The sequence below is a fragment of the Ancylobacter sp. genome (genome assembly GCF_965229075.1).
Classification (GTDB): domain Bacteria; phylum Pseudomonadota; class Alphaproteobacteria; order Rhizobiales; family Xanthobacteraceae; genus Ancylobacter.
Window position 1 is genome coordinate 50,964 of record NZ_CBDDIO010000002.1, and the last position, 25,575, is coordinate 76,538.

A 25,575-nucleotide genomic window follows, 5' to 3' on the forward strand; every position below is an offset into this window, starting at 1 on the left:
TTTCCTCGCGCTGGATCAGGCGGATGCCGCGCCTCCGCGATGTTCTACCGTCTTGGTGTGCACTAGGCGAGGGGCCGCGCGATGACGCAGTTGGCGCACTGGCGCTCATGGGGGCCGCTGGAGCCGGTGGAGGCACCCGGCATCCCCATCGAGATGCGTGGGATCGCTCAAGGGCTCGACCCGGCTGTACTGCATTACGCCCGGCGCCGGGCTGAGCGGCTGGGAACCGGGCTCGACGAGACGCTGCTTGCCACGGGTCATGCCTCGCCGGACACGCTGGCCCAGGCCGCGGCGCGGGATCTCGGGATCGATTTCGAGCCGCTCGACCCGGCGGGGTTCAAGGCCGTGCCAAAGCTCGCTACTGCCGATGTCTGCTCCATGCTGCGCAGCGGCGTCATGCGAACGACGGATGGACGGCTCGTCGCTGCGGCGCGCGGTGTGCAGCTGCGACGGCTTGCGGCGGCGCTGGCGGAGCGTCCGGGACTGCGTGGACGGGTGAGCCTAACGACACCGGAGCGGCTGTCCCGCTTCGTTCATGCACGCTTCGGGCGGCAACTCGGCAGCCTTGCCGCCTATCGGCTGCGGGATCAGCAGCCCCATCAGTCGGCAGGAACGCTCCGTGCGTCCCGCTATCTGTTCGGTCTGATCGCCGGCCTCCTCGCCGCTCTCTTCCTCACCACGACCGCCACCTCCTTTATCGGCGCCTGGATACTGCCTGGCCTCGTCGCTCTCATGCTCATCGGCAGCGCGACACTGAAGCTGGCGGCCTGCACGATACCGCCTCAGAGGCCTCCCCGCCCGGCACGCGACGACAAGTCCTTGCCCGGTTACAGCCTGATCGTTCCGCTCTACCGCGAGGCGAGGGTCGTGCCCCAGCTGGTCGACGCCTTGGACGGGATCGACTACCCCCGCGAAAAACTCCAGATCCTCATGGTCATCGAACCCGATGATGAGGCAACGGCAACCGCGCTCGCGCTCCACGCCCGCCGCCCCGGCTTCGAGATCATCGTCGCCTCCCCGGTCGGCCCCCGTACCAAGCCGAAGGCGCTCAACGCCGCCCTCCCCTTCGCGCGCGGGAGCGTGATCGGCATCTACGACGCCGAGGATGTGCCCGATCCGCTGCAGCTTCGGCACGTTTGCGGAAGGCTCAATGCACGCGGAAATCAACGTATCGGCTGCGTTCAGGCGCGCCTCGTCATCGATAATCTCGCCGATGGCTGGATTTCTCGGCAGTTCGCCGCCGAATATGCCGGCTATTTCGATGTCGTTCTGCCGATGCTCGGCCTCTGCCGGTTGCCGCTGCCGCTCGGGGGCACGTCCAATCACTTCCGCCGCGCCGCGCTTGACGACGTGAACGGTTGGGACCCCTTCAATGTCACGGAAGATGCCGATCTGGGCGTGCGCCTGGCGCGGGCGGGCTGGGGGACGGACGTCATCGCCTCCGCCACGGATGAGGAAGCGCCCCATCGGCTCGGTGCGTGGATGCGCCAGCGCACGCGCTGGTACAAGGGATGGATGCAGACGCTGCTGGTGCACATACGCCAGCCCCTGCGCATGGGGCGCGAGGCCGGATGGGCGGAAACGCTGACCCTGCTGTTCCTTCTCGGCAGCGGCACGGCGGCCGCGCTGCTTCACCCCGTGCTGTTCGCTTCCGTGCTCCTGGGGCTGTTTCTGGAGCCCGTCCACGAGCTGTCGTTCACGTCGACACTGCTCGACGGGGTTTGGTTCTGCGTGCTCGTGGCGGGACTTCTCGGCACCGTGCTGTCGACCTTGCTCGGCATGCAGCGGCGCCGGATTCCCGGCATGGCCGGCGTGGCGCTGACCATGCCGGTGTACTGGCTCATGATGTCGGCGGCGGCCTGGCGGGCCCTTATCGCGCTCGTCACCGCCCCGTCACATTGGGAAAAGACCGAACACGGGCTGGCGCGCACATCACGCCGACGGCAGGGATTGAGGCCGACGTTGCGGCTCAGAAATAGCGGCGCAGTTCCGCCGCGGCGTCGTCGGGCGGGCGCTTCAGGTTGAACGGGGCCACGAACCGGCCGTTCTTGTCCATGAGATAGACGATGGCCGTATGGTCCATCGTGTAATCACCCCCCTGGGTCGGCACCTTCTTGGCGTAGGCGCGGTAGGCGCGGGTGACAGCGGCAATCTGTTCCGGCGTGCCGCTCAATCCCTGAAGGCTCGGGTGGAAGCTGCCGAGATAGGACTTCATCACCTCAGGCGTATCCCGTTCGGGATCGACGGTGATGAACACCCCCGTGGCCTTGCGCGCATCCGGCCCCAGAGCTTCGAACAGTTGCGACATCTCGAACAGCGCGGTCGGGCAGATGTCCGGGCAGTGGGTGAAGCCAAAGAACACCAATGTCGGCCTGCCGAGATAGCTGTCCTGCGTCACCGCATTCCCGTTCTGGTCAACGAGTTGAAACGGACCGCCGATCGCCACCTCGTTTGATACGGTGCCCCGGCCAGACGGCAACAGAGCAAGGGCACTCGCGACGATGGCCACGGCACCGACGACGAAGGCGGCGAGGAGCAGGACAACACGACGGTTCGACATGGCACCACAGCAAGGCTCGGCGCCGCCCGACCGGCGCGCGCCAGGGATCAGTCTTCAAGGCTCAGAAACAATAGGCGAGACCTGCCGTCAGCATCTCGAAGAAAACGACGGCACCGTGGCGCGCCCACAGGCCGATCGCCGCACCGACGGCGAGGACCCCGGCAATCCCCGCACCCCAGGCCAAGACCCTGCTCCGCGAAGCCGCAATGTGTGCCATTGGTGTCGCCATCGTGCTCATACCTCCGGCACAGCCTAGCACGCGCGCGACCCGCGCGCCCGCGGTTCGGTCCCTCAATAGCCGCGGCGCGGGTCCACCTCGTGCAGCGGTGGCAATCCCTGGCGCACCCGGCGAACACTCTCGGCCACATCACGCGCCGCCAAGGCCGGCACGGTGATGCTGGCCACATGGGGCGTGATCAGCACATTGTCCAGGTTCCACAGGGGGTGGCCGTTCGGCAGCGGCTCGGTCTCGAACACGTCGAGCGTCGCCTCCGCGAGATGACCCGAGCGCAGCGCCTCGACAAGCGCCACCTCATCCACCAGCGGCCCGCGCGACACATTCACCAGCTTCGCGCCACGCGGCATGAGGGCGAGCTCGGCGGCGCCGAGCAGGTGATGCGTCTCCGGCGTCAGCGGCACCAGGCAGACCACGATCTCGCTTTCGCCGAGCACACGTTCCAGCCCTTCGCGGCCGGTGAAGGCGGTGACGCCGGGGATATGCTTCGGGCTGCGCGACCAGCCGGAAACCGTGTAGCCCATCCCCGCCAGCGCCTTGGCCGACGCCGCGCCGAGTTCGCCGAGCCCCAGCACACCGACCTTGATCTCGTAGAGGGGACGGGGATGCACATAGTCCCATTCGCCGCGCCGCTTGGCGCGTTCGAAAACCGGGATGTCGCGGGCATAGCGCGTCACCGCGAAGATGACGTAGCTCGCCATCATCGCCTCCATGCCGGGATCATTGAGCCGGGCGAATTTCACCGGCAGCAGATCGTCCCGCCGCATCAGCGAGTCGACCCCGGCTCCCAGATTGACCACGAGCTGCAGATTGGGAAAGCGCGCAAAGAAGCCGGCGGGAGGCGTCCACACCAGGGCGTAGCGAATGTCGGCGGGATCGCCGACATCCGGGTCGATCCGCACATCAAGCTCGGGAAATTCAGCGTTGAGCGCCGCCCGCCACGCTTCTCCATCATCCACCGCGCTGTAGAAGACCAGGGCATCCCCGCTCACGCGCATTCTCCGCTTTCAAAGCCGCCCGACTCGCCGGCCGCTGCATCCTACCGGCTCGGAGCCGCGCGGACATAGACGGCAGCAGCCGATGCCGCCCGAATGGAGCGCCCCGCCCACTGTCTTCACAGCGAGCCAACACGCGCGTGGATCACGCCACGCCCCGCGAGCCGTCGAGAGGCTTGCCGGGCGTGAAGGCGCCACGCGTGTCTCGCGTCTCGAAACAAATGCCGAGCCCCCGGCGCCGACCCCCTCGTTGCGGGCAGACAAGGGCTCTCACCGACACGCGGTGAGCACCTTCGAAATCGCTGAAAAGACTCAAGTCTCCCATCACCAGTTGCCGCAGCCGGATGGGAATTTGGAGCGGGCGAAGGGAATCGAACCCTCGTATGCAGCTTGGGAAGCTGCCGTTCTACCATTGAACTACGCCCGCTCAGGCCGGCGGCACATTAAGGGCGCGACGCAGCCTCTTCAAGCCCCTCGACACTCAAGCGCACAGAAGAGACGCCAACACGCACTGTCAGGCGGTGGATCATGGCTCCACCGTCACCGAAGCCGAGCCCGAACTGAGCGGAACAAGGGATTTGAGATAGGCGATGAGGCACGTGGCGCGCTCAAACTCCGCGCCGAAGTCAAGCGGGCGGGCATTCGCCTCGAGAAACCAGAGGTCGCCGTCTTGATCCAGAGCGAGGTCGAAGGCCCATTCAAAATGGTGTGCCGGGTCACTTTCCGTCAGCCGTTCGGTAAGTGCGAGCGAGAGGGCCTCGATCTGCCGTATCCGCCCGCCGATATCGGGCTCGCCGCGTCCGCGGAGATAACTTTCGACAGGCATCAACGCGCCCCCTTGCGAAATGGTTGATACCACTTTTCCCGGCGCCGAAATGCGGCCTGTGATGCGCACCACGGCCCACGCCCCGCCCGGCACACGCATCACTTCCGAGCGCAGCGTTCCGGGTCGGCTGCTGCCGTCGCGCGTGTCAATGTAACGTTGAACGATATAGTCGCGATAACCCATGCGCGCGCCTATCGCCGCGCTCAACCGCGCAATGGCCTCATCGGTGGTCACCACGTGGCGACGGTCGCCCTGTATCATCTCCCATCGACCATTCCCGGCGGGAATGAGGAAATGCACGCCTATGCCGCGCATGCCGTCATTCGGCTTGACCACGACCCCACCGCCCGCCAGCCATGCGCCCAATTGCAAGTGGGCGCGGCCGGGATCAAGCAATTCGGATGGGATGACATGCCTCTCCCACGGCGCGCCGACCAGAAGGTCAGCATTGCCAAGCTTATCTCGCCGCAGGGTACCGAGGGCCGTCGAGGAGGCGCGCAACCATTGCTCCACCTCTCCCTCTTCCCGCGTTGCGGGTTCATTGAGAATGACGACCACGGGAGGCAGGGGATGAGAAGATTGGCGCCACCCGTCGAGACTCCATCTCCAGGCGCGCACCCTTCCGGTGGCGGGCTCACAATCGGAGCTGTTCAGGAAGCAGAGATCCACTTTCTGCAGCGCCGCCTCGGCCAGCAAGGCCCGCAAGCGGACGGGACGCATCTTGGCGGGGTCATAGTTCCTGTGGCCAATCATGGCGACGGGTCCGACAGGGGCCGTCGAAACGGCAGAGCCGCCCAAGCCCCCGGCGACACCGGATAATCCGTCGGGCGCCCCCGTCATGTCCGCTCCCCCAGCATCTGACCAGCCAAACGGACGTACCAGGAGAGGCGTCGACCTCGGCACCCTCGCCGTTGCATGCGCCACCCCTTGTTGAAGCAGGCCAAAGCTACAATCGAACGCGAACGGCGGAAAGAGGTGCCATATTACAGCATTTTTTAGCGGCCCCTGGTGCGCGCAATCCGACGCCCCGGCGCTGCCGCAGGGATGGCCTGTCCGGAATGTGCGGCTCCCCCTTTGGGGATGCCAGCGGGTGACACCGCTGCGCGGTCGGGGCTCCGCGCCCGGCTGGACCCCGGAATGCGCTGGTGGCAGTAGCGCGGTGACGCCGGCACGATTAAGGAGAAGCCCAGAGATCTTCTCGGATGGCGCCTGTGCGCCCGACGACCTGCGATATAGGCGGACCTGCCGTGACATTCATGACGACCAACCCGGCGCTCGCCCGTGCGCTTGCCGAGCGGGAATACACCAGCGCAACGCCCGTTCAGCGCGCCGTGCTTGCGCCGGAGGCGGCGACCCGCGACCTGTTGGTGTCGGCGCAGACCGGATCGGGCAAGACCGTCGCCTATGGGCTCGCCATGGCCGAAACGCTGCTTGGCCCCGAGGAGCATTTTGCCCCCGCCGCAGCGCCGCTGGCACTGGTGGTGGCGCCGACGCGTGAACTGGCGCTTCAGGTGCAGCGGGAATTCGGCTGGCTCTATGCCGCGACCGGCGCCCGCATCGTCTCCTGTGTCGGTGGCATGGACCCTCGGCAGGAACAGCGCCTGCTGAACCAGGGCGCGCACATCGTCGTCGGCACGCCGGGGCGGCTGCGCGACCATCTGGAGCGCGGCCGGCTTGATCTCTCCGCGCTAAAGGTCGCGGTGCTCGACGAGGCCGACGAGATGCTCGATCTCGGCTTCCGCGAGGACCTCGAATTCATTCTCGACGCCACCCCGCCGGAACGGCGCAGCCTGCTGTTCTCAGCCACCATGCCGCGCGGCATCACCACGCTGGCCAAGCGCTACCAGAATGACGCGCTGCGCATCGAGGTGGCGAGCGCCGAAGGTGGGCACGCCGATATCGAATACCGCACCATCCGTGTGGCGCCGACCGAGATCGACCACGCCGTGGTCAATGTGCTGCGCTTCTACGACACGCCCTCCGCCATCGTGTTCTGCAACACGCGCGAGGCGGTGCGGCGGCTGCATGCCATGTTGCAGGAGCGGCAATTCTCCGCCGTCGCGCTCTCCGGGGAATTGAGCCAGAACGAGCGCAACCATGCGCTTCAGGCGCTGCGTGACGGGCGGGCGCGGGTCTGCGTCGCCACGGATGTGGCCGCGCGCGGCATCGACCTGCCCAATCTCGGTCTCGTCGTCCATGCCGAACTGCCCAATGATGCGGAAAGTCTGCAGCATCGCAGCGGGCGCACGGGTCGCGCGGGGCGCAAGGGCGTGAGCGTGCTGCTGGTGCCGCCCTTCCGGCGCCGGCGGACCGAGGAGCTGATGCGCGGGCTCGGTATCGCGCCGGTCTGGTCCGCGCCGCCGACGGCGGAAGAAATCCGTGCGCTCGACCATGAGCGCATGCTGGGCGATGCGCTGCTCACGGAAGAGCCGAACGAGGAAGACCTCGCCGCCGGGCGCACTTTGCTCGCCGCCCATACGCCCGAGCATCTGGCCGCCGCTCTGGTGCGGCTCTATCGCGCCGGCCTGCCGGCCCCGGAGGAAGTGGCCGATCCCGGCGAGCCGCGTGCCGTGCGCGACCGTGTGGCCGACCGCGAGTTCGGTGGCCCCTCGGGTGGCGGCAGCGCGTGGTTCCGGCTCAATGTCGGTCGCCGCAGCAATGCCGATCCGAAATGGCTGCTGCCGCTGATCTGCCGGCGCGGCAATGTGACCCGCAAGGACATCGGCGTCATCCGCATCCTCGACGAGGAAACCGCGTTCGAGGTGAGCCTTGCCGCTGCCGACCGTTTCGCCAAGGCGGCGCGCCGCATCGAGGGCGGCGACGTGGTGATCGAGCCTCTGCCCGGTGGCCCTCCGGAAGGTCGCTTCGTCCGCACGCCGCGCGAGCGGCCGATGCGCGAGCGGACGGACCGTCCCGAGCGTGAACGTCCCGAACGTGAACGTCCCGAGCGCGCGCGACCGGAGCGGGACAAGCCTGCTTATGAGGCGCCTGTCTATGAGAAGCCCGCACGCGCGCCGGCGGCGCGCCATGAGCGGTCGCACGAAGCAGCAGTCGATGGCCGGACGCGGCGTGAGGCGATCACGGGCGACAGGCCCGAGCGCGCCAAAACCGCTCATCGCAAGGGCGGGGCGGAAAAGCGCGAATGGAACCCGCTGGCGGACGCCGACAAGGAGCGTTCCACGCGGCCCGAGCGGCCGAAAACCTTCGAAGGCAAAAAGCCGGGCCGTTTTGACAGCAAGAAGCCCGAAGGCAAGCCGCGCTTCGACAAGGGCACCGAGGGCAGGAAACCCTATACCAAGCCCGGCAAGAGCAAGCCGCCGCGCCGGCCCTGACCGGCAACGGGCTTCGGGTTCGGTCCCGCACGCGAGAAGGGCAAACGAAAACGGGACGCAGCGATGGCGCTGCGTCCCGTTCATCCGCGCGTCGGCAGCACCCGATGCTCAGCATCGGGTGCTGGCCTGAAGCGGTTCAGACGACCTTGACGGTCAGCGTGCCGACGCCGTCGACGCCGCCTTCCATCACATCGCCGCGCACAATCGCGCCGACACCCGCCGGGGTACCGGACATGATGACATCGCCGGGCTGCAGTTCGAACAGGCCGGAGAGGTAGGAGATCATCTCCGGCACCTTCCAGATCATCTGGTTGAGGTCGCCGACCTGGCGCTGGGTGCCGTTGACGTTGAGCCACACCTTGCCGGCGGCGGGATGGCCGATGGCGGAGGCCGGCACCAGCGCCGAGCACGGGGCGGAGGCTTCAAAAGCCTTGCCCACTTCCCACGGACGGCCGAGCTTCTTGGCTTCGCCCTGAAGGTCGCGGCGGGTCATGTCGAGGCCGACGCCATAGCCCCAGACGTGATCGAGGGCGGATTCGACCGGGATGTTCACCCCGCCCTTGCCGATGGCGACCAGCATTTCCAGCTCGTAATGCACATCGCTGGACTTGTCGGGATAGGGGAAGGTGCCGTCGGTGATGACGTTGTCGGGGTTCTTCTGGAAGAAGAAGGGCGGCTCCTTGTTGGGATCATGCCCCATCTCGATCGCGTGCTCGGCGTAGTTACGGCCGACGCAGTAGATGCGGTGGATCGGGAACAGCTTGTCCGAGCCTTCGACGGGCAGCGTCGGAATGCCAGGAGGCGTAATCACATAGGTGGAGGTGTCGATAGGCGCGTTCATCAGCGTACTCCTGCGTAATAGTCGACGCGTTTTTCAATGCTTTCGATCAGGGCCGACAATCCCATCGCCGCCGCGAAGAGGATGATGGTGAGGGCCCAGAAATTCTCCATGTCGAAATTGCGCGAGTAGAGCTCGAACAATTCGCCATAGCCGATGATCGCCACCAGCAGCTGGCCGATGACCACGCCCTTGACGCCGCGCACCACGCCGAGGCGGATGCCGGCGAGGATTTCCGGCAGCGCCGCCAGCAGGATGATCTTGCTGTAGAGCGCGAAGCGGGAGGCGCCGTAGCTGCGGCCCATTTCCAGCAGCGAATTGGGCACGCTCTGAATGCCAGCGCGGGTGTCGAGCACGATGATCCACACCGCGAAGAGGAACACCGTCACCACCACAGTGGTCTCGCCCATGCCGAACAGGATCATCAGCACCGGCACCAGCGCGGAGAGCGGGGCGGAGACGAAGATATTGACCCAGATCCCCAGAAGGTTGTCGGCCGTGGCCGAACGCCCCATCAGCACGCCGATGGCAATGCCGACGACGATGGCGAAGAACATGCCGAGCAGGAAGCTGTTCAGCGTGGTGAGCGCCGCCGCCTGCCAGGTTCCGGTCTGCACCAGCGCCACGGCGGCCACCAGCACGTCGGAAAGCGGGGGAATGAGGAACATCGCGCCGGAACGCCCGACGATCTCCCAGATGACGCACCACACCAGCAGCGACGCCATCATCGGCACGCGAAATCCAAACACGGTCATCGCGCCCTCCCCTAGTCGACGTAGCGCTTCAGGCCCTGCCAGATTTCCTCGACCGTATCGAGGTAGCCCTGGTCACGGCGGATGGCGTCCGGCGTTGCGGAACGGTCGATCTCCGGCTCAATGATCTGCGCGATCCGGCCGGGGCGCCGCGAGAGAATGACGATGCGGTCCGAGCAATAGACCGCCTCTTCAATCGAGTGGGTGACGAAGATGAAGGTCTTCTTCTCCTTCTCCACCAGCTCCAGCAGATCCTCCTGGAACTTGCGGCGGTTCTGTTCGTCCACCGCCGAGAACGGTTCGTCGAGCAGCAGCACATCGGCATTCACCGCGAAGGCGCGGGCAAGGCCGACCCGCTGGCGCATGCCACCGGAGAGTTCGTGCGGGTATTTGTTCTCGAACCCCGCCAGCCCCACTTCGGCGATGTACTTGGCGGCAATCGCCTGGCGCTCATCCTTGCCCATGCCCTTGAGTTCAAGGCCGAAGGCGACGTTGCGCATCACCGTGGCCCACGGCATCAGCGCGAAGTCCTGGAACACGAAGGCACGTTCCGGGCCAGGGCCGGTGACGGTCTTGCCGTTCACGCGGATCTCGCCCGAGGTGGCGGGGATCAGGCCGGCGATGATCTTGAGCAGCGTGGTCTTGCCGCAGCCCGACGGCCCGAGCAGCGTCGTCAGCTTGCCCGAGGGAAAGTCGAGATCGATGCCGCGCAGGGCCTCCACCTCATTGTACATCTTGCAGACGCCGCGCACCTCGACCGCGACATCCGAACCGGCGGGACGGGAGGCAGCGCTCGCCGCCTGGGCGGTGATGTTGCGCATGGTCAGGACCTCTTCTTCTCGGGACGCAGCACGCGAAGCTCGAAAGCCTCAAGCGCGGCGAGCGTCAGGGTGGACACAAGGATGATGGAGACCACCGCCGCATACATCTCGGCATAATTGGCCACCGAGCGGTGATAGGTGATGAGGTCGCCGATCCCCGTCGGGGTGATGAGAAGCTCCGCCAGGATCACGCCGATAAAGCCGGCGGCAAGGCCGAGGCGTAGGCCGGCGAAGATCACCGGGCTGGCATCGGGGATGATGATCTTGGTGATGCGCTGCCACAGATTGCCCTGGAACGAGTAGCACATGGCGACCAGCGAGGGATTGGCGTTGCGCACCGCCTTGTAGCCATTGAGCACGATCACCGGCAAAGCGAGCATGATCACCGCCAGCGTCTTCGACACCAGGCCGATACCGTAGACGAAGGTGATCAGCGGGATCAGCGCCGCCATCGGCGCGGCCTGAAGCACGATGAACACCGGCGCCACCAGCCATTCCGCGAAGCGCGACAGGCCCATGACGATGCCGAGCCCGATGCCGATGACGGCGGAGACGGCAATGCCGATCACCAGGGGCTGCAACGTCTCGGCGTAGGCCGCAACGAAGGAGCCGTCGAGCGTCATCGTCACGAAGGCACTCAGCGTCTCAAGAAAGGTCGGGAAGGCGAAGCTGATCGGGATACGCCCGGCGATTTCCCAGATGAGGAAGAACAGCCCGACCGACGCCAGGCGCCAGAGAGCGGTGCGGTGCTCCGAGAGCTTCCTCCAGAAGAAGGAAGCTTCGGAGGGGGGAACGGCTCGCGAGGAGCCGTTCGCCTGGACCGGATAGGTCATCCCGCCGGCCTCAGTTCGTGCCGACCTTGGCGAGCGCGCGATTCAGCGGTTCGAGCGCCCAGAAATCCTCGACCTTCAGGGTCTTGGGGTCGCCCTGAAGCTGGCCGGAGAGCGTGTAGAAGGCGAAATCGTCCTTGGCCGCCGCCTCGCCGCCGCCATTGAGCGGGAACGCCTTACCCTCGGCAAGCTCGGTGAAATAGGGGGTGATCTCCGCCACCTGATCGGCCGGGAGATCCGGCAGCAGCTTGTACTTGGCACGCCACTCGGCGACGACCGCCGGGTTCTTGGTCACTTCGCGCCAGATGGTCAGCACCGACTCGACGATGATGTCCACGTCCTTGGGGTTCTTGTCGAGGAAGTCCTGGCGCGCGAACAGCGCCTCGTCGGTGGCGTTGATGCCGTCGAGCGGCAGGATGATGAACTTGCCCGGGGCCTTTTCCTGCAGCAGCCGACGGCCGGCCGAATCCACGATCGTCGCCTTCACGTTGCCCTGCAGAAGCGCGCCGGTGCGCACTTCGGAGCCGGGGATGTAGCTGATCTTGGAGAACTTGATGCCCTGCTTCTCCTCCATCAGCTTCATGATGGCCTCGGTGCCGGAACCGCGCGAATGCACGGCGACTTCCTGGCCGTTGAGATCCTTCCAGGTCTTGTAGAACTCGGCGTTGACAGCCGGATAGAAGCGCAGGGTGGAGAGCTGAAGGAAGATGCGCACCGGCACCTTCACCTTCTGCATCAGCGCATAGGGACCGCCGACGCCGATATCCGCCTGCCCGCTCACCACCGCCTGGGCGGCGATGTCCTCGGACTTCAGATAGGTCATCTCGATGTCGACGCCGCGCTCCTTGGCGAGCTCGAAGGCGGCGAGCAGGTGCAGGTTCTCGACCGAGGCAATGTCGCCATAGGCGACGCGAACCTTCGCCTCAGCCTGCGAGGGCGCGGACAGCGCAAGGCCGATACCGACCGCGACCGCCACGCCGGAAAGATCGCGCAGTTTTCTGGTGATTTCCTTGAGCATTTTCAGTCTCCCATGAGAGCCGAGCGGTTCAATCCGCCACTTGCCCGACCCGCGAGGTCGGATACCAATTTCATTTTGGTTTATATTGGCTGATGGGACGGGTCAAGGCCGGATCGGCTTGACCACACGACTTGATGGCGCCATAGAATGAACCAATTCGCAATTTGGTTGATCCGGACTCCCATGCTTAACCCTGCCGCTGACACCCACCTCGAAAAAGGTATCGTCACGCAACTGCGCGCCTATCTCGCCCAGATCGAGCTGCCGGACGATGGCCGCCTGCCGCCCGAGCGCGAGTTGTCGACCGCGCTGGGAGTCTCGCGGACCGAGCTGCGCAAGGCGCTGGACGTGCTGGAGGCGGAAGGGCAGCTCTGGCGCCATGTCGGCAAGGGCACCTTCATGGGAAGCCGGCCGCTGGACACCTTCGCCGACATCGCGGCCCTGGCGCGGCGCAGCAATCCGGCCGAAGTGATGCGGGCGCGCATTGTGATGGAACCGGAGATCTGCCGCGCCGCCGCCTTCACCGCGACCCCGGAAGACATCGCGGAAATGCGCATGTGCCTGACGCGCTCGCGTCAGGCGGAGACCTGGCGCCAATATGAGGCCTGGGACACGCGCCTGCACCGCACCATTGCCGAAGCGTCGCAGAACACCTTGCTTCTCGGCCTGTTCGACACGCTGAACGCCGTACGCCGCGCGGTGACGTGGGGCCGGCTGCGCACCGAGCCGGTAAAGCCCCTGCCCGACCATCACAGCTTCGCCGAGCATGAGGCGATCGTCGACGCCATCGAGCAGCGTGACATCGCCGCCGCCGCCGCCTGCATGCGCGCGCATCTGCAGACCGTGGAGCGCAAGCTTCTCGACCGGCAGTGAGGGCCGAACCGTTGCGGCGGGCTTGAGAAAGTTCCGACTTCGACGTTGGATGTGCTGTCGGCGCCGGGCCGACGGCCAAGGGCATCAAGGCACCCGATCGTGTGGAACCGCGAAAGTGCGAGACGGACTACCGCCTCCCTCTGCCGGCGGAACATCATCCCGTGAGCGGCGCACGCCGGCCAGCGACGCTTGCCGCCCGCTGGCGGCGTCTGCGTTGGCGTGACCGCGCGCTGCTGGCGGAAGCGCTGCTCGTGATCAGCCTCGCCCGGCTGGCGCTTGTCACCCTGCCCTTCCGCCATGTGGTTCGCCTTGCGGCCACACGACCGGCGACACTGACTGCCGGCGATCCACAGGCGCAGATCATCGGCCGCACCCGCTGGGCCGTCCGTGCCGTGGCGCGGCGTGTGCCGTTCCGGGCGATGTGCCTTGAGCAGGGCCTCACGGCGCGGGTGCTGCTGCGGCGGCGCGGCGTGGCGACGACACTGCATTATGGCGTCGCGAAAGACAGGGACGGCCGGCTGTCGGCGCATTTATGGGTGCGCGCGGGCGCCCTCGACGTGATCGGCACCGAGAATGCCGACCAGTTCACGCTGGTCGCCACCTTCCCTCCACCGGAGCGGGCGGGCGACACTCTCAGCGGCGGCCACGCGCACTAACCGCCACGCAACCGCTCAGTCCAGCGTCTGCCGGAAGCGCGTGACGGCAATCACCATCGCCACGATCATGATCACGCTCAGCCCGAGAATGCTGTGCGCCAGATCGAATGAGGTCGCCCCCTTCAGCAGAATGCCCCGCACGATGCGCAGATAGTGGGTCAGCGGCAGCGCCTCGGCGATCCACTGCGCCCATGTCGGCATGCCGGCGAAGGGAAACATGAAACCGGACAGCAGGATGTTGGGCAGGAAATACATGAAGGTCATCTGCACCGCTTGCAGCTGGTTCTGCGCCAGGGTGGAGAAGGTGTAACCAATCGCCAGGTTGGTGAGGATGAACAGGCCGGTCAGGACGGTGAGGAGGACGAGATTGCCCATGACCGGCACCTGGAACAGCACCACCGCCGCGCCAAGGATCATCGCCGCCTGCAGCGCCCCGACCATGACATAGGACGCGATCTTGCCCACCATGATCTCCACCGGCCGGATGGGCATCGCGAGCAGCGTCTCCATGGTGCCACGCTCCACCTCCCGCGTCACGGAAAGCGCGGTGAAAATGAGCATGGTCATGGTGAGGATGGTGCCGAGCAGGCCCGGAACGATGTTCAGCTGGGTGACGGCGGCGGGGTTGTAGCGGGGATGGGTGCGGAACTCGAAGGGTGGCGGAGCGGCTTCCAGCCCGCTGCCCTCGGGGGCGTCGTCAAGCTTGAAGCGCTCGCGGCGGACCGAGGTTTCCACCAGACGCCCCAGCGCCGCGAGTGCGCTTGTCGAGGCGACAGGATCGGTCGCGTCAGCCGAGACGAGCAGCGCCGGGCTCTCTCCACGCCGCACCGCGCGCTCGAAGCCGGCGGGAATTTCCACCACGAACAGCACCTGCCCCGAGCGCAGCAAATGCTCGGCCTCCGCCTCGTTCAAGGGATGGTGGGTGATGGCGAAATACTGCGTGTTCTCGATCGCGGCGAGGATGGCGCGGGTCAGCGCCGACTGGTCATAGGCGAGCACGGCGGTCGGCAAATGCCGCGGGGTGGTGTTGATGGCGTAGCCGAACAAAATCAGCTGCAGGAGAGGGATCGACACCATCGCGGCGAAGGAGACGCGATCGCGCAGCAGCTGGATGAATTCCTTGCGCATCATTGCGCCCATGCGGCGCAGGGAACCCGCCGCGCCTCTCACCGGACCTTGTCCTTCGAACGGTTGATCAGGTCGATGAACACGTCCTCAAGGCTGGGGCTGTCGGCACGCCAGACGAGATCATCCCGGCCACGGAGACCGGCGATGGCGCGCTCCAGCGCCTCCCGGTCGCGCCCGCCCACATGCACGCTCGTGCCGAAGGGGGCGACCAATTCGAAACCCGGCACCGCCATCAATTCGCGCGCCAGCGCCGCAGGATCGGGACCGGTGACACGCCACATATGGAGGGCCGAGCCGGCGACGACTTCCTCCACCGTGCCTTGGGCGAGCAACTCGCCATAGGCGATATAAGCGATCTCGTGGCAGCGCTCGGCCTCGTCCATGTAATGGGTGGAGACGAGCACCGTGACACCTTCCGCCGCCAGATCGTGAATCTGCGCCCAGAACTCGCGCCGGGCCTTGGGATCGACGCCGGCGGTCGGCTCGTCCAGCAAGAGTAATTGGGGCCGGGGCAGGATGCACGCCCCGAGGGCGAGACGCTGCTTCCAGCCGCCGGAGAGGTTCCCGGCCAGTTGCCGCTCGCGCCCTCTCAGTCCGAGCGAGGCGATGGCCTCTTCCGCCGCCGTCGCCGCATCGGGCACGCCATAGATTCGGGCGACGAATTCAAGGTTCTCCCGCACGGAGAGATCCGCATAGAGACTGAATCTCTGCGTCATGTAGCCGACATGGCGACGGATTCGGCGGCCTTCGGTGAGGATGTCCATGCCGAGGCAGGTGCCCCGCCCCTCATCCGGGGTCAGCAGCCCGCAGAGCATGCGGATCGTGGTGGTCTTGCCGGAACCGTTGGGGCCGAGAAAGCCATAGATCTGGCCGCGCCTGACGCGCATGGAGAGATCGCGGACGACGCGGTGGCCACCAAAGCTCTTGCTGAGGCCCTGCACGTCGATGGCGTAGTCGTCCTCGCCCTGCGCGGCCAGGGGCACGGCCGCCGGCGCCCTATCCGCGCGCGCGCTCATGGCGCGATCTCGACCGTGACCGGCTGCCCGGGGCGCAGCTTGGAAGGGTCCCGCGGCTTGGCTTCCAGCATGAACACCAGCTTGGAGCGCTCATCGAGACTGTAGATCACCGGCGGCGTGTATTCGGCGCTGCTGGCGATGTAGCTGACCGTGGCGTCGATCGGCTCCGCACAACCATCGCAACTCACCGTCACCGCGCGGCCCATGCGGAACTGCGGAAGGGCCGGTTCCGGCACGAAGAACCGAACCTTGATCAGATCGGGCGGCAGGATCGCCACCACGGGACGCCCGGCCGGCACCAGTTCGCCCGCACGAAAATACACCGTCTCCAACGTGCCGCTCACGGGCGCGGACATGCGTCGCCGGTCCAGCCGCACCTGCGCCACTGCCAGGGCGGCGCGGGCCGAATCCACCGCTTTCTCGGCGGCAGCGATTTCCTCGTCGCGGCCGGCGAGCTTCGCCGCCTCGATCCGGCGGCGCACTTCGTCCAGCGACGCCTCGTTCTGGTTGAAGGTCTGCTGCGCCGTGTCCAACGCCGCCTTGGACGAAACCTGCTTGGACTGCAGGTCCTTCTGGCGCTCCAGTTCAAGGCGAGACAGTTCGAGCGCCGCGGCGGCCCGCCTCTCCCCCGCCTCCAGCACGGCCACTTCCTCGGGCCGCTGGCTCGACGCCTTGATGTTGGCCAGCTGGGAAAGCGCCTGCCCAAGGCTCGCTTCCGCCGCCTTCACATTCGCCTGTTGAATGTCCGCATCGACGGCGAAAAGAGGCATTCCCGTGGCCACCACGTCGCCTTCATCCACGTTCAGCTCGACGATGCGGCCCGCCTCGTCCGGCCCGACAAAGATGAAATCGGCCTCCGCATAGCCCTGATACCCGCCGGGCCGGGAGACGACGAAGAGGGCCGCGAGTGAAAACAGGATGAGGGTGAGAATGAGGACGACGACATTGGTGGGCAGGCGGAAAGGCAACGTCATTCTACCCCCAGTGGCGAGGCCCGCGAGATCCCGTCTCGCGGTCAGTCCGGCGTTCCCCCACCCGACCGGCAGCCTCCGGAAAGTATCCGGGCGGCAAAATCTTGCGCGGACGCGCCGAGGTTAGAAGCTTCTTCATACGATCATTTTCCCTTTCGGATATCCAGAGGTACCGTCGCGCTTAGGCCTCCGCCATCCCGATCCGACCAAAAAAAATCACTGATCGACTCGCATTCTTGCGGTTTAATGAAGGACAGGTTTACGGGAATTGGCCCGGGAAATGCTTTGTAGTTGCTTCTTATGCATCGCCGGGGGGCGAAGGATGCCATCAGTTGCGGTTTTTCTGCCGGGTCTGTTTGCGGGTTCGTGGATCTGGTCCGCCCAAATCGAAATAATGAGAGAAAACGGGTACGAGCCTATCGTATTCGACGACCCTTTCGTCAAATTCGAAAAGAACAACAATACAGTCCCTAGCCTCATAAGCTTCGTCAAAGACGCCCTACATCAATACCGTTCGCAGGAAATAGTGGTATTCGGAAACTCGATGGGCGGTTACATCGGGCTAGCCTTGGCCAGCGACCCGGCGTTCAATGTAAGACAAGCCTTTGTCAGCGGCTGCCCCGGAGCGGGAGAGAACGTGACGCTCGGCCTCGGCGTCAGCCAGATCCTGTCGCTGGATTATGCTCATAAAATATCCCGTGAACTCTTCCACGACCCTTCACGCGTCGACCCGCAGATGGTCGAGACCACTTTTCGCGCGATCGCGAATCGGCAGTGCTTTATGATGGGCATCTCCATCCTGCGGTCGCTGCAGAAGATCGACGTACGCGAGTTCATCGGCGGGGTGGCGGTGGATACTCACCTGATCTGGGGTCTGCACGACCGGGTGACGCCCATCGACCCCTGGCGGAAATTGGCGCTGACCAATCCCTTCCTGCATCTGCACACCATCACAGACGCCGGGCACTGCCCGATGATCGAGACGCCTGCTGCCTTCAATGCCGTGCTGGAGCGCACGCTTTTCAAGGAGCGGCCGGCTCGGCCGTCGATGACGTCGGAAGCGCAGCCGGCTCCGTGACGGGTCGGCACGCTCCCTTGGGATCACCCCGTAAACGCGACTTCCTGCTTCTCGAAGCGCTGCGAGCCGAAATCCTGATAATGCGTACAGAAATACTGCCGGGCGATTTCGGCGACGAGGCGGGCGCGGGTGACATGCGAGCCGGGGATCGTCTTGTCGATCCAGCTGTCCGGCACGGTGAGCACCATTCCGGTCTCCAGCCGACACAGAATCGTCCGCAACTCCTCGCCCGCCATTTCGCGCCCCCATTCAAGCCAGTTCTCCTTGGCTATAGGCTGGGGCGCCAGCCAAAATCCAGCCCTTCATTTTGAGCGCATTCAGGGCTCGTCTTCTTTTCGCGGCGGGGAACGATCCGAGACCGCCGCCAGCCCCATGCACGCGAGAGGACGCCTGAAGAGAGCAGCGCGATTCGTCGCGAAAGCCGAACGCCAAGCCCGCGCGGGTCAAAATAGAAGCACTGTTGCCCTACAGGCACAGCGCGCGCGTCGACGTGTAAGGCATTGTAAGAAAAGACGAATTATATCGCGTTACGCGAACACGCGCGATCTGCAACCTACGAAAGAGGGAAAGACCCTCTTCTTATTCGTCCCCCTTTCCCAACGGTAGTTTCCTACAGAGCGATCTGTGTTATGAGGTGCTAGGGTTTGGCGGTGGCACTCTATGTCCTCGAAACTCAAGGGGCTCTGATGCGAATTGTGTTCTCGATGGCGGCTGTGGCTGCTCTTTCGTTCGGCGCGGTCGGTACCGCCGCCGCCCAGGATGGATGCCAGACCGCCGGCCGGTTGGCGTCGGCAGCCGGCTCGGTTCTGGTCGACAAGGGCAACGGCTTTACGCCGGGCGTGATCGGCACGTCGCTGAAGACGGGCGACAAGGTCTCCGTGCGCGGCCAGGGCAATGCCGTCGTCGATTTCGGCGACAATCGGACGATCACCATTCCCAGCTCCACCACCGAAACCCTGCGCGCTCCGGGCTGCGGCTTCGGCCTGACCAATTCGGGCGGGAACCCGGGCCTTGGTATTGGCGGCATGCTGGCGGCCACCGGCGGCATTGCCGCGGCGCTCTCCAGCATCGACAACGGCGGCAGCAGCGTCATCGTCATTCCCGTCAGCCCCTGAGCCTGAAACGCTGACCTCGGCGGCTTGGGTGCATCTCGGTGCACCCACCCATTCCTATGCCCCTTCAGTCCCGGTGCGCTCGTGTTGGGATGGCCGCCTCTATCCCCGAGGTGAAAAACGCCTCGGCCCGGACGGATCGCCAAGCGCCGCATCTTGCCCCAGCCGGCTCGGCTTGACCGGCCGCCTCGTCCGAAGGAGCATGATGTGCTCCGACCGCGCCACGACACAACAAGACGGCGGAGCGGGAGGATTGCATGCCTGCTCGCATGGGCGCGGCCATTGCTGCCGGCCTTGTTCTTCTGATCAGCGCGGCCTTGGCCGACCCCTCGGGTGATCCGTCCGCTGCCAGTTCCACGGATGGCCTGTACAGCGACGCGCAGGGCAACCCCACCTACCAGATCAGCAAGGACGGAACGGTCGACTGGTACACGTCGATCGGCTACCTCCGCTACACCGCCAACTGCCTGCAATGCCATGGCCCGGACGGGCTTGGCTCCAGCTTCGCCCCCTCGCTGACCGACGCGCTGCAGGCCCTGAACTACAGCCAGTTCATCGACACCGTCACCAACGGCAAGCAGAATGTGAGCGCGAGCCAGGATCTGGTGATGCCGGCCTTCGGCACCAATCCGAACGTGATGTGCTTCATCGACGCCATTTTCGTCTATCTCCGCGCCCGGTCGAACGGTGCCCTCGGGCGGGGTCAGCCCGCGAATAGCGCGCCGCGGCCGGCGGGCTACACCGCCCGCGAGGATGCGTGCCTCGGCTAGAGCGTTTTCGAGCGAAGTGGATACCGGCTCGCGTGAAGAAAACGCGACAAAACAAAGAATTAGATCATTTCACTGTTTCCGTGAAACAGTGAAATGATCTGGGCGCTCCTACGGTAGCCTGATGCCCAGGCCAGCCCGATGCTAGTCTTCGCCGCGTTCGCCGTGAGCGTCCGATTCGAACGGACCTGTGAGGCGAGGCTGCCTTTATCCGCGTCGCTACCGCCGGCGGGTCGCGTGGTCGCGTCCTTCACTCCATCGCCCGAGAGCCCCCGATGACCGCCGATCGCCCCGCTTCCCACCTCTTCTACCAAAGCCGCCTGCGCCGTCCGATGCTGGCCCATGGCGAGGGCGTCTATCTCTGGGACAGCGCGGGCAAGCGTTATCTCGACGGCTCAAGCGGCGCGATGGTCTCCAATATCGGTCATTCCAACCCCGCCGTGCTCGATGCCATGCGCCGGCAGATGGAGCTGTCCACCTTCGGCTATCGGCTGCATTTCGAGAATGAGCCCGCCGAGCGGCTCGCCACCCGCATCGCCGGGCGCATGCCGGAAGGGCTGGACCGGGTGTTCTTCGTCTCCGGCGGTTCGGAAGCGGTGGAGAGCGCGCTGAAGCTCGCCCGGCAATATGCGGTGGCGCGGGGGCAGGCCGAGCGCTGGAAGGTGATTTCGCGTTTTCCCTCCTATCATGGCTCGACTCTGGGGGCGCTGGCGGTCACCGGCATGTCGCTCATGAGCGCGCCCTTTGCGCCGATGCTGCGGGAAATGCCGAAAATCCCCGCCCCCACCTGCTATCTCGACCGCGACGGGCTGACATTGGAAGAGCGCGGCCTGCGTTACGCCCACATGCTGCGGGACGAGATCCTGCGGCAGGGACCGGAGACCTGCCTCGCCTTCATCATGGAGCCGGTCGGCGGCGCCTCCACCGGCGCGCTGGTGGCGCCGGACGGCTATTACGCCGCCATTCGTGCCATTTGCGACGAGTTCGGCCTGCTGCTGATCTGCGACGAGGTGATGAGCGGGGCGGGCCGCACCGGGCGCTATCTCGCCAGCGAACATTGGGGCCTGCGGCCGGACATCGTGGCGCTCTCGAAAGGCTTCGGCGCCGGCTACGCCCCCCTCGGGGCCATGGTGGCGGACAATATCATCGCCGAGACGGTGATCGACCATGGCGGCTTCGTCCATGGCCACACCTATGCCGGCAATCCGCTCGCCTGCGCCGCCGGCCTCGCCGTGGTCGACGAAATCGACCGGCTCGACCTGATCGCCGCCGCCGCGCGACAGGGCGCGGTACTGAAGGCGCGGCTGGAAGGGCTGATGACGCGCTTCCCCTTCATTGGCGACGTGCGCGGCAAGGGGCTGCTGCTGGCCTTCGAGCTGGTGGCCGACCGCGCGACGATGGCGCCACTGCCGGTGGAGCTGAACGCGCATCTGCGCCTCGTCGATATCGCTTACGAGGCCGGGCTGATCATCTATTCCCGTCGCACACGCGGCGGGCGCATTGGCGACCATTTCATGGTGTGCCCGCCGCTGATCGTCACCGATGAGCAGATCGACGAGATCATGGAGAAGCTGAGCGGCGCCTTGGAAGCCTTCGCCGCCGAGGTCCGGCTGCCGGTGGGAGGCGCGTGATGAGCTCACCCGTCATTCTCACCTGCGCCGTCACCGGCTCCATCCACACGCCGTCGATGAGCCCCTATCTCCCCATCACGCCCGACCAGATCGCCGAGCAGGCGATCGAGGCGGCGAAAGCGGGGGCGGCGATCCTGCATCTGCACGCCCGCGATCCCGCGACCGGCGCCCCCTCGGCCGATCCCGCGCTGTTCCAGGACATCGTGGAGCGCATCCGCGCCCGCTGCGATGCCGTGCTGAACCTTTCCACCGGCGGCTCCTCGCGCATGACGCTGGACGACCGGCTGGCAGCGGCACGCCTCATCGAGCCGGAAATGTGCTCGCTCAACATGGGCTCGATGAATTTCGGCCTGTTCCCTCTCGCCGATCGCTATGACTGGCAGCACGAATGGGAGCGCGGCTTTCTGGAAGCCACCCGCTCGGTCATCTTCCGCAACAGTTTCGAGGATATCGAGACCATTCTCACCGATCTCGGCGCGAGGCGCGGCGCGCGCTTCGAGCTGGAATGCTACGATGTCGGCCATCTCCAGACCGTCGCTTTCTACCTCAAGCAGGGGCTGCTCAAGCCGCCGGTGTTCCTGCAATTCGTGCTCGGCGTGCTGGGCGGCATCGACGCGGCGCCCGAACAGCTGATGCACATGAAGGCCAGCGCCGACCGGCTGCTCGGCAGCGACTATCAGTTCTCCGTGCTCGCCGCCGGCCGCCAGCAAATGCCGCTCGGCACCATGGGCGTCATTCTCGGCGGCAATGTACGGGTCGGGCTGGAGGACAACCTCGCCATCGCCCGTGGAGAACTCGCCACCTCGAACGCCGCGCAGGTGCGCAAGATGCGGCGGATTATCGAGGAACTCGGCCATCGCCTCGCCACCCCGGACGAGGTGCGCGCCCGGCTTGGGCTCAAGGGCACCCCCTCCACCGCAAGCGGGAGCGCCACCCCATGAAGGTGATCTTCGATGCCGCGCAGAAGAAGCACTATCCCGGCTTCTTTCTGACCAGCGGGGCGCGCGCCCCGAACCCGGAAGTACCCGCCCGCGCCGATATTCTGTTCGCCGCCGCCCGCGCCGCCGGCCTCACGCCGGAGGAGCCGCCCGATCTCGGCCTCGCTCCGGCCGCCGCCATCCACACGCCGGAATATCTCGCCTTCCTCAAAGGCATCTTCGCGCGCTGGCAGCGCATCGAAGGCGCGTCGGACGAGGTGATCCCCAATATCCATCCCAATGGGCGCGGGGGCTCCTACCCGCTCTCCGCCGTCGGCCAGGCCGGCTACCACATGGCCGACACCTCCTGCCCCATCGGGGCGGAAACCTATCAAGCCGCCCTGCGCAGCGCCCACGCCGCCGCCCACGCGGCGAAGCTTGTGCGGGAGGGTGCGGCAGCGGCCTATGCGCTCTGCCGCCCGCCCGGCCATCACGCCTTCGCAGATATGGCCGGCGGCTTCTGCTACCTCAACAATTCCGCCATCGCCGCGCAGAGGCTGCGCGCAAGCACCGCCCGCGTCGCCATACTCGACATCGACGTGCACCACGGCAATGGCACGCAGGGCGTGTTCTACGACCGGGCGGACGTGCTCACCGTCTCCCTCCACGCCGATCCGGCGCGGTTCTACCCCTTCTTCTGGGGCCATGCGGGGGAGCGCGGCCATGGCGCGGGCCTCGGCTACAATCTCAATCTGCCGCTGCCGCGCAAGACCGGCGACGAGGGCTTCCTCGCCGCGCTGGATCACGCCCTGGCGCGCATCGCCGCCTTCTGTCCGGGGGCGCTCGTCATCGCGCTCGGGCTCGACGCCTATGAGGGCGATCCCTTCGCCGGCCTCAGCGTCTCGACCCCCGGCTTCGGCCGCATCGGCGCGAAGATCGGCGAGCTGGGGCTGCCCACCGTGGTGGTGCAGGAAGGCGGCTATGTCTGCGACGCGCTGGGCGACAATCTTGTCGCCTTCCTCGACGGTTTCCGTGCCAGCCATCGCGTGGTGGCGGAGGCCGGCCGGTGACGGCGGCAGGCACGCGGCCGGCGCCGACGATCCGGCCGATGGAGCGGGACGACCTCGCCCCCGCCGCCGACATGATCGCGCGGCTGGCGCATCACGTCCGGCCCGGCTTCAAACCGGGCGCCGATGCGGCGAGCCTGAAACGCTACGGCCCGACCGGGCTGGGTCTGTTCGAGGCGGTCATCGCCCGGCGGGACGGCGCGGCGGTGGGGCTCTGCCTCTACACCTACGCCTTTTCCGGCTGGCGCGGCCGGCCCGGCGTCTTCATCGAGGACCTCTATGTCGCGGAAACGGAGCGCGGCAGCGGCCTCGGGCGCGCCTTGCTGGCCGCCGTCATCGCCCGCGAGGCACCGAAGGGCTGCAGCTTCATCAAGCTGCATGTCGACAAGGCCAATGCCGGCGCACAGGCCTTCTATGCACGGCTCGGCTTCGCGCCGGAAGCGCATGATGACACGCTCACCCTCGAAGAGGAGGGCTTGCACGCGATCAGCGCGACGTTGTGAAGGCGCCCGTTAGTTCCGCAGCCCCGGCGCTTCCTGCCCGGTGCGGGCGACATATTCGACATAGCCGCCGCCATATTGGTGGATGCCGTCCGGCGTCAGTTCCAGCACGCGGTTCGACAGCGCGGCGAGGAAGTGCCGGTCATGGCTGACGAACAGCATCGTGCCCTCATAGTCCGCCAGCGCGGCGATGAGCATTTCCTTGGTGGCGATGTCGAGATGGTTGGTCGGCTCGTCGAGCACCAGGAAATTCGGCGGATCGTAGAGCATGCGCGCCATGGCGAGGCGCGCCTTCTCGCCGCCTGAGAGCACCCGGCACTTCTTCTCCACATCGTCGCCGGAGAAGCCGAAGCAGCCGAGCAGCGAGCGCAGGGAGCCCTGCCCCGCCTGCGGGAAGGCGTCTTCCAGCGTCTCGAACACGGTACGCTCGCCTTCCAGCACCTCCATGGCGTGCTGGGCGAAATAGGCCATCTTCACGCTGCCGCCGACCGCGACGCTGCCGCCATCCGGCGCGGTCTCGCCGGTCACCAGCTTGAGCAAGGTCGACTTTCCGGCCCCGTTGACGCCCATCACGCACCAGCGCTCGCGCCGGCGCACATGGAAATCCAGCCCCTCATAGATGCGCCGGGCGCCGTAGCTCTTATGGACATTCTTCAGGCTGACCACGTCCTCGCCGGAGCGCGGCGGCGGCTGGAACTCGAACGCCACCGTCTGGCGCCGGCGCGGCGGCTCGACACGCTCGATCTTGTCGAGCTTCTTCACCCGGCTCTGCACCTGCGCGGCGTGGGAGGCGCGGGCCTTGAAGCGCTCGATGAAGGCGATTTCCTTGGCCAACATCGCCTGCTGACGCTCGAACTGCGCCTGCTGCTGCTTCTCCGCGAGCGCCCGCTGCTGGGCGTAGAACTCGTAATCGCCGGAATAGGAGGTGAGCGCGCCGGCGTCGATCTCGACGATCTTGTTGACGATGCGGTTCATGAAAGCGCGGTCATGCGAGGTCATCATCAGCGCGCCGTCGAAATTCTTCAGGAACGCCTCCAGCCAGATCAGGCTCTCAATGTCGAGATGGTTGGACGGCTCGTCGAGCAGCATCACATCGGGACGCATGAGCAGGATGCGGCCGAGCGCGACGCGCATCTTCCAGCCGCCGGAGAGACGGCCGACATCGCCCTCCATCATTTCCTGCGAGAAGCCGAGGCCGGCCAACACCTCGCTTGCCCGGCCCTCCAGCGAATAGCCGTCCAGTTCCTCGAAGCGCGCCTGCACCTCGCCATAGCGCTCGATGACGGCATCCATCTCGTCGGCACGGTCGGGGTCGACCATGGCCGCTTCGAGTTCACGCAGTTCGGCGGCGATGCTGCTCACCGGACCGGCGCCGTCCATCACCTCCGCCAGCACCGACTTGCCGGCCATGTCGCCGACATCCTGGCTGAAATAGCCGATGGTGATGCCGCGATCGACCGAGACCTGCCCCTCATCCGGGGCCTCTTCGCCGGTGATGAGGCGGAACAGCGTGGTCTTGCCGGCGCCGTTGGGGCCGACGAGCCCCACCTTCTCGCCCTTCAGCAGCGTCGCCGACGCCTCGATGAAGACGAGTTGCTTGCCGTTCTGCTTGCCGATGGAATCGAGCCGGATCATGCGCGCGGGAGGTCCTA

24 protein-coding genes and 1 tRNA gene are annotated in these 25,575 nt (G+C 66.1%); 11 read left to right on the forward strand and 14 right to left on the reverse strand.

Annotated features, from left to right (window positions below; genetic code table 11):
• Window positions 1-126: 126 nt before the first annotated feature.
• A complete protein-coding gene (locus ACO07Z_RS06360) occupies window positions 127-2,025 on the forward strand; it encodes a glycosyltransferase (RefSeq protein WP_421697930.1) in 1,899 nt (632 codons plus the stop codon).
• Here ACO07Z_RS06360 and ACO07Z_RS06365 read toward each other — a convergent pair.
• From ACO07Z_RS06365 to ACO07Z_RS06380, 4 genes are all read right to left on the reverse strand, one after another.
• Window positions 1,970-2,560, reverse strand: coding sequence for an SCO family protein (locus ACO07Z_RS06365; RefSeq protein ID WP_421697931.1), 591 nt, complete (start codon window positions 2,558-2,560; stop codon window positions 1,970-1,972). The two genes, ACO07Z_RS06360 and ACO07Z_RS06365, sit on opposite strands and share 56 nt — an antisense overlap.
• Window positions 2,561-2,851: 291 nt before the next feature.
• A complete protein-coding gene (locus ACO07Z_RS06370) occupies window positions 2,852-3,787 on the reverse strand; it encodes a 2-hydroxyacid dehydrogenase (RefSeq protein WP_421697932.1) in 936 nt (311 codons plus the stop codon).
• A gap of 356 nt (window positions 3,788-4,143) precedes the next feature.
• Window positions 4,144-4,217 (reverse strand) — tRNA-Gly (locus ACO07Z_RS06375).
• A gap of 99 nt (window positions 4,218-4,316) precedes the next feature.
• Complete coding sequence (locus tag ACO07Z_RS06380; protein WP_421697933.1) at window positions 4,317-5,456, reverse strand: YheC/YheD family protein; 1,140 nt, start codon at window positions 5,454-5,456, stop codon at window positions 4,317-4,319.
• Window positions 5,457-5,872: 416 nt separating this feature from the next.
• Between ACO07Z_RS06380 and ACO07Z_RS06385 the strand changes: the two genes are divergently transcribed.
• Window positions 5,873-7,948 (forward strand): DEAD/DEAH box helicase, encoded by a 2,076-nt coding sequence (locus ACO07Z_RS06385; RefSeq protein ID WP_421697934.1) that lies wholly within the window; start codon window positions 5,873-5,875, stop codon window positions 7,946-7,948.
• A 136-nt stretch (window positions 7,949-8,084) separates the two neighbouring features.
• Here ACO07Z_RS06385 and ACO07Z_RS06390 read toward each other — a convergent pair whose 3' ends face one another.
• Genes ACO07Z_RS06390 through ACO07Z_RS06410 form a run of 5 tightly spaced genes read right to left on the reverse strand, consistent with a single transcriptional unit; the run spans window position 8,085 to window position 12,207 of the window.
• Window positions 8,085-8,789: a fumarylacetoacetate hydrolase family protein gene (locus tag ACO07Z_RS06390; RefSeq protein WP_421697935.1), complete on the reverse strand. Its 705-nt coding sequence runs from the start codon at window positions 8,787-8,789 to the stop codon at window positions 8,085-8,087.
• The gene (locus ACO07Z_RS06395) at window positions 8,789-9,541 is read right to left on the reverse strand and encodes an ABC transporter permease (RefSeq protein ID WP_421697936.1); all 753 of its coding nucleotides are present in this window, start codon (window positions 9,539-9,541) and stop codon (window positions 8,789-8,791) included. Before ACO07Z_RS06395 ends, ACO07Z_RS06390 begins: the two co-directional genes overlap by 1 nt.
• Window positions 9,542-9,552: 11 nt before the next feature.
• The gene (locus ACO07Z_RS06400; protein ID WP_307019643.1) at window positions 9,553-10,359 is read right to left on the reverse strand and encodes an ABC transporter ATP-binding protein; all 807 of its coding nucleotides are present in this window, start codon (window positions 10,357-10,359) and stop codon (window positions 9,553-9,555) included.
• Between the two features lie 2 nt (window positions 10,360-10,361).
• On the reverse strand, window positions 10,362-11,192 hold the full coding sequence (locus ACO07Z_RS06405) for an ABC transporter permease (protein WP_421697937.1): 831 nt from the start codon (window positions 11,190-11,192) through the stop codon (window positions 10,362-10,364).
• A gap of 10 nt (window positions 11,193-11,202) precedes the next feature.
• On the reverse strand, window positions 11,203-12,207 hold the full coding sequence (locus ACO07Z_RS06410; protein WP_421697938.1) for an ABC transporter substrate-binding protein: 1,005 nt from the start codon (window positions 12,205-12,207) through the stop codon (window positions 11,203-11,205).
• Between the two features lie 183 nt (window positions 12,208-12,390).
• On the opposite strand from ACO07Z_RS06410, the gene ACO07Z_RS06415 reads away from it, so the two are divergent.
• On the forward strand, window positions 12,391-13,080 hold the full coding sequence (locus ACO07Z_RS06415; protein WP_421697939.1) for a FadR/GntR family transcriptional regulator: 690 nt from the start codon (window positions 12,391-12,393) through the stop codon (window positions 13,078-13,080).
• Window positions 13,081-13,241: 161 nt separating this feature from the next.
• A complete protein-coding gene (locus ACO07Z_RS06420) occupies window positions 13,242-13,736 on the forward strand; it encodes a lasso peptide biosynthesis B2 protein (protein WP_421697940.1) in 495 nt (164 codons plus the stop codon).
• A 15-nt stretch (window positions 13,737-13,751) separates the two neighbouring features.
• Here the strand turns inward: ACO07Z_RS06420 and ACO07Z_RS06425 are convergent, their stop codons facing one another.
• The 3 genes from ACO07Z_RS06425 to ACO07Z_RS06435 are packed head-to-tail and all read right to left on the reverse strand — an operon-like array spanning window position 13,752 to window position 16,854.
• A complete protein-coding gene (locus ACO07Z_RS06425) occupies window positions 13,752-14,876 on the reverse strand; it encodes an ABC transporter permease (protein WP_421697941.1) in 1,125 nt (374 codons plus the stop codon).
• 26 nt (window positions 14,877-14,902) lie between these two features.
• Complete coding sequence (locus ACO07Z_RS06430) at window positions 14,903-15,880, reverse strand: ABC transporter ATP-binding protein (protein ID WP_421697942.1); 978 nt, start codon at window positions 15,878-15,880, stop codon at window positions 14,903-14,905.
• Complete coding sequence (locus ACO07Z_RS06435; protein WP_421697943.1) at window positions 15,877-16,854, reverse strand: HlyD family secretion protein; 978 nt, start codon at window positions 16,852-16,854, stop codon at window positions 15,877-15,879. The genes ACO07Z_RS06430 and ACO07Z_RS06435 overlap by 4 nt, the downstream gene beginning before the upstream one ends.
• Window positions 16,855-17,173: 319 nt before the next feature.
• On the opposite strand from ACO07Z_RS06435, the gene ACO07Z_RS06440 reads away from it, so the two are divergent.
• Complete coding sequence (locus tag ACO07Z_RS06440) at window positions 17,174-17,929, forward strand: alpha/beta fold hydrolase (protein WP_421697944.1); 756 nt, start codon at window positions 17,174-17,176, stop codon at window positions 17,927-17,929.
• Window positions 17,930-17,952: 23 nt separating this feature from the next.
• Here ACO07Z_RS06440 and ACO07Z_RS06445 read toward each other — a convergent pair whose 3' ends face one another.
• A complete protein-coding gene (locus tag ACO07Z_RS06445; protein ID WP_307019496.1) occupies window positions 17,953-18,117 on the reverse strand; it encodes a hypothetical protein in 165 nt (54 codons plus the stop codon).
• Window positions 18,118-18,579: 462 nt separating this feature from the next.
• Here ACO07Z_RS06445 and ACO07Z_RS06450 point away from each other — a divergent pair, with 462 nt between their 5' ends.
• The 6 genes from ACO07Z_RS06450 to ACO07Z_RS06475 all read left to right on the forward strand — a co-directional run bounded on the left by ACO07Z_RS06450 (window position 18,580) and on the right by ACO07Z_RS06475 (window position 23,926).
• Entirely contained in the window at window positions 18,580-19,044 is a 465-nt protein-coding gene (locus tag ACO07Z_RS06450) for a hypothetical protein (RefSeq protein ID WP_421697945.1), read from the forward strand.
• Window positions 19,045-19,298: 254 nt separating this feature from the next.
• On the forward strand, window positions 19,299-19,811 hold the full coding sequence (locus ACO07Z_RS06455; RefSeq protein WP_421697946.1) for a c-type cytochrome, methanol metabolism-related: 513 nt from the start codon (window positions 19,299-19,301) through the stop codon (window positions 19,809-19,811).
• Window positions 19,812-20,083: 272 nt separating this feature from the next.
• Entirely contained in the window at window positions 20,084-21,439 is a 1,356-nt protein-coding gene (locus ACO07Z_RS06460) for an aspartate aminotransferase family protein (RefSeq protein WP_421697947.1), read from the forward strand.
• Window positions 21,439-22,380: a 3-keto-5-aminohexanoate cleavage protein gene (locus ACO07Z_RS06465; RefSeq protein WP_421697948.1), complete on the forward strand. Its 942-nt coding sequence runs from the start codon at window positions 21,439-21,441 to the stop codon at window positions 22,378-22,380. Before ACO07Z_RS06460 ends, ACO07Z_RS06465 begins: the two co-directional genes overlap by 1 nt.
• Window positions 22,377-23,426, forward strand: coding sequence for a histone deacetylase family protein (locus ACO07Z_RS06470; protein ID WP_421697949.1), 1,050 nt, complete (start codon window positions 22,377-22,379; stop codon window positions 23,424-23,426). Before ACO07Z_RS06465 ends, ACO07Z_RS06470 begins: the two co-directional genes overlap by 4 nt.
• Window positions 23,423-23,926 carry a GNAT family N-acetyltransferase gene (locus ACO07Z_RS06475; RefSeq protein WP_421697950.1) on the forward strand — a complete coding sequence of 168 codons (504 nt, stop codon included), beginning with the start codon at window positions 23,423-23,425 and terminating at the stop codon, window positions 23,924-23,926. Before ACO07Z_RS06470 ends, ACO07Z_RS06475 begins: the two co-directional genes overlap by 4 nt.
• Before the next feature lie 9 nt (window positions 23,927-23,935).
• Here ACO07Z_RS06475 and ACO07Z_RS06480 read toward each other — a convergent pair whose 3' ends face one another.
• A complete protein-coding gene (locus ACO07Z_RS06480) occupies window positions 23,936-25,558 on the reverse strand; it encodes an ABC-F family ATP-binding cassette domain-containing protein (RefSeq protein ID WP_371345136.1) in 1,623 nt (540 codons plus the stop codon).
• Between the last annotated feature and the right edge of the window lie 17 nt (window positions 25,559-25,575).

Bases quoted from the DNA above. Each gene is read 5' to 3' on its own strand.
- ACO07Z_RS06390 (WP_421697935.1), bottom strand. From the start codon at position 8,789: ATGAACGCGCCTATCGACACCTCCACCTATGTGATTACGCCTCCTGGC.
- ACO07Z_RS06480 (WP_371345136.1), bottom strand. From the start codon at position 25,558: ATGATCCGGCTCGATTCCATCGGCAAGCAGAACGGCAAGCAACTCGTC.
- ACO07Z_RS06470 (WP_421697949.1), top strand. From the start codon at position 22,377: ATGAAGGTGATCTTCGATGCCGCGCAGAAGAAGCACTATCCCGGCTTC.
- ACO07Z_RS06435 (WP_421697943.1), bottom strand. From the start codon at position 16,854: ATGACGTTGCCTTTCCGCCTGCCCACCAATGTCGTCGTCCTCATTCTC.
- ACO07Z_RS06410 (WP_421697938.1), bottom strand. From the start codon at position 12,207: ATGCTCAAGGAAATCACCAGAAAACTGCGCGATCTTTCCGGCGTGGCG.
- ACO07Z_RS06425 (WP_421697941.1), bottom strand. From the start codon at position 14,876: ATGGGCGCAATGATGCGCAAGGAATTCATCCAGCTGCTGCGCGATCGC.
- ACO07Z_RS06415 (WP_421697939.1), top strand. From the start codon at position 12,391: ATGCTTAACCCTGCCGCTGACACCCACCTCGAAAAAGGTATCGTCACG.
- ACO07Z_RS06365 (WP_421697931.1), bottom strand. From the start codon at position 2,560: ATGTCGAACCGTCGTGTTGTCCTGCTCCTCGCCGCCTTCGTCGTCGGT.
- ACO07Z_RS06380 (WP_421697933.1), bottom strand. From the start codon at position 5,456: ATGACGGGGGCGCCCGACGGATTATCCGGTGTCGCCGGGGGCTTGGGC.
- ACO07Z_RS06405 (WP_421697937.1), bottom strand. From the start codon at position 11,192: ATGACCTATCCGGTCCAGGCGAACGGCTCCTCGCGAGCCGTTCCCCCC.
- ACO07Z_RS06395 (WP_421697936.1), bottom strand. From the start codon at position 9,541: ATGACCGTGTTTGGATTTCGCGTGCCGATGATGGCGTCGCTGCTGGTG.
- ACO07Z_RS06400 (WP_307019643.1), bottom strand. From the start codon at position 10,359: ATGCGCAACATCACCGCCCAGGCGGCGAGCGCTGCCTCCCGTCCCGCC.
- ACO07Z_RS06445 (WP_307019496.1), bottom strand. From the start codon at position 18,117: ATGGTGCTCACCGTGCCGGACAGCTGGATCGACAAGACGATCCCCGGC.
- ACO07Z_RS06455 (WP_421697946.1), top strand. From the start codon at position 19,299: ATGCCTGCTCGCATGGGCGCGGCCATTGCTGCCGGCCTTGTTCTTCTG.
- ACO07Z_RS06465 (WP_421697948.1), top strand. From the start codon at position 21,439: ATGAGCTCACCCGTCATTCTCACCTGCGCCGTCACCGGCTCCATCCAC.
- ACO07Z_RS06385 (WP_421697934.1), top strand. From the start codon at position 5,873: ATGACGACCAACCCGGCGCTCGCCCGTGCGCTTGCCGAGCGGGAATAC.
- ACO07Z_RS06430 (WP_421697942.1), bottom strand. From the start codon at position 15,880: ATGAGCGCGCGCGCGGATAGGGCGCCGGCGGCCGTGCCCCTGGCCGCG.
- ACO07Z_RS06460 (WP_421697947.1), top strand. From the start codon at position 20,084: ATGACCGCCGATCGCCCCGCTTCCCACCTCTTCTACCAAAGCCGCCTG.
- ACO07Z_RS06440 (WP_421697944.1), top strand. From the start codon at position 17,174: ATGCCATCAGTTGCGGTTTTTCTGCCGGGTCTGTTTGCGGGTTCGTGG.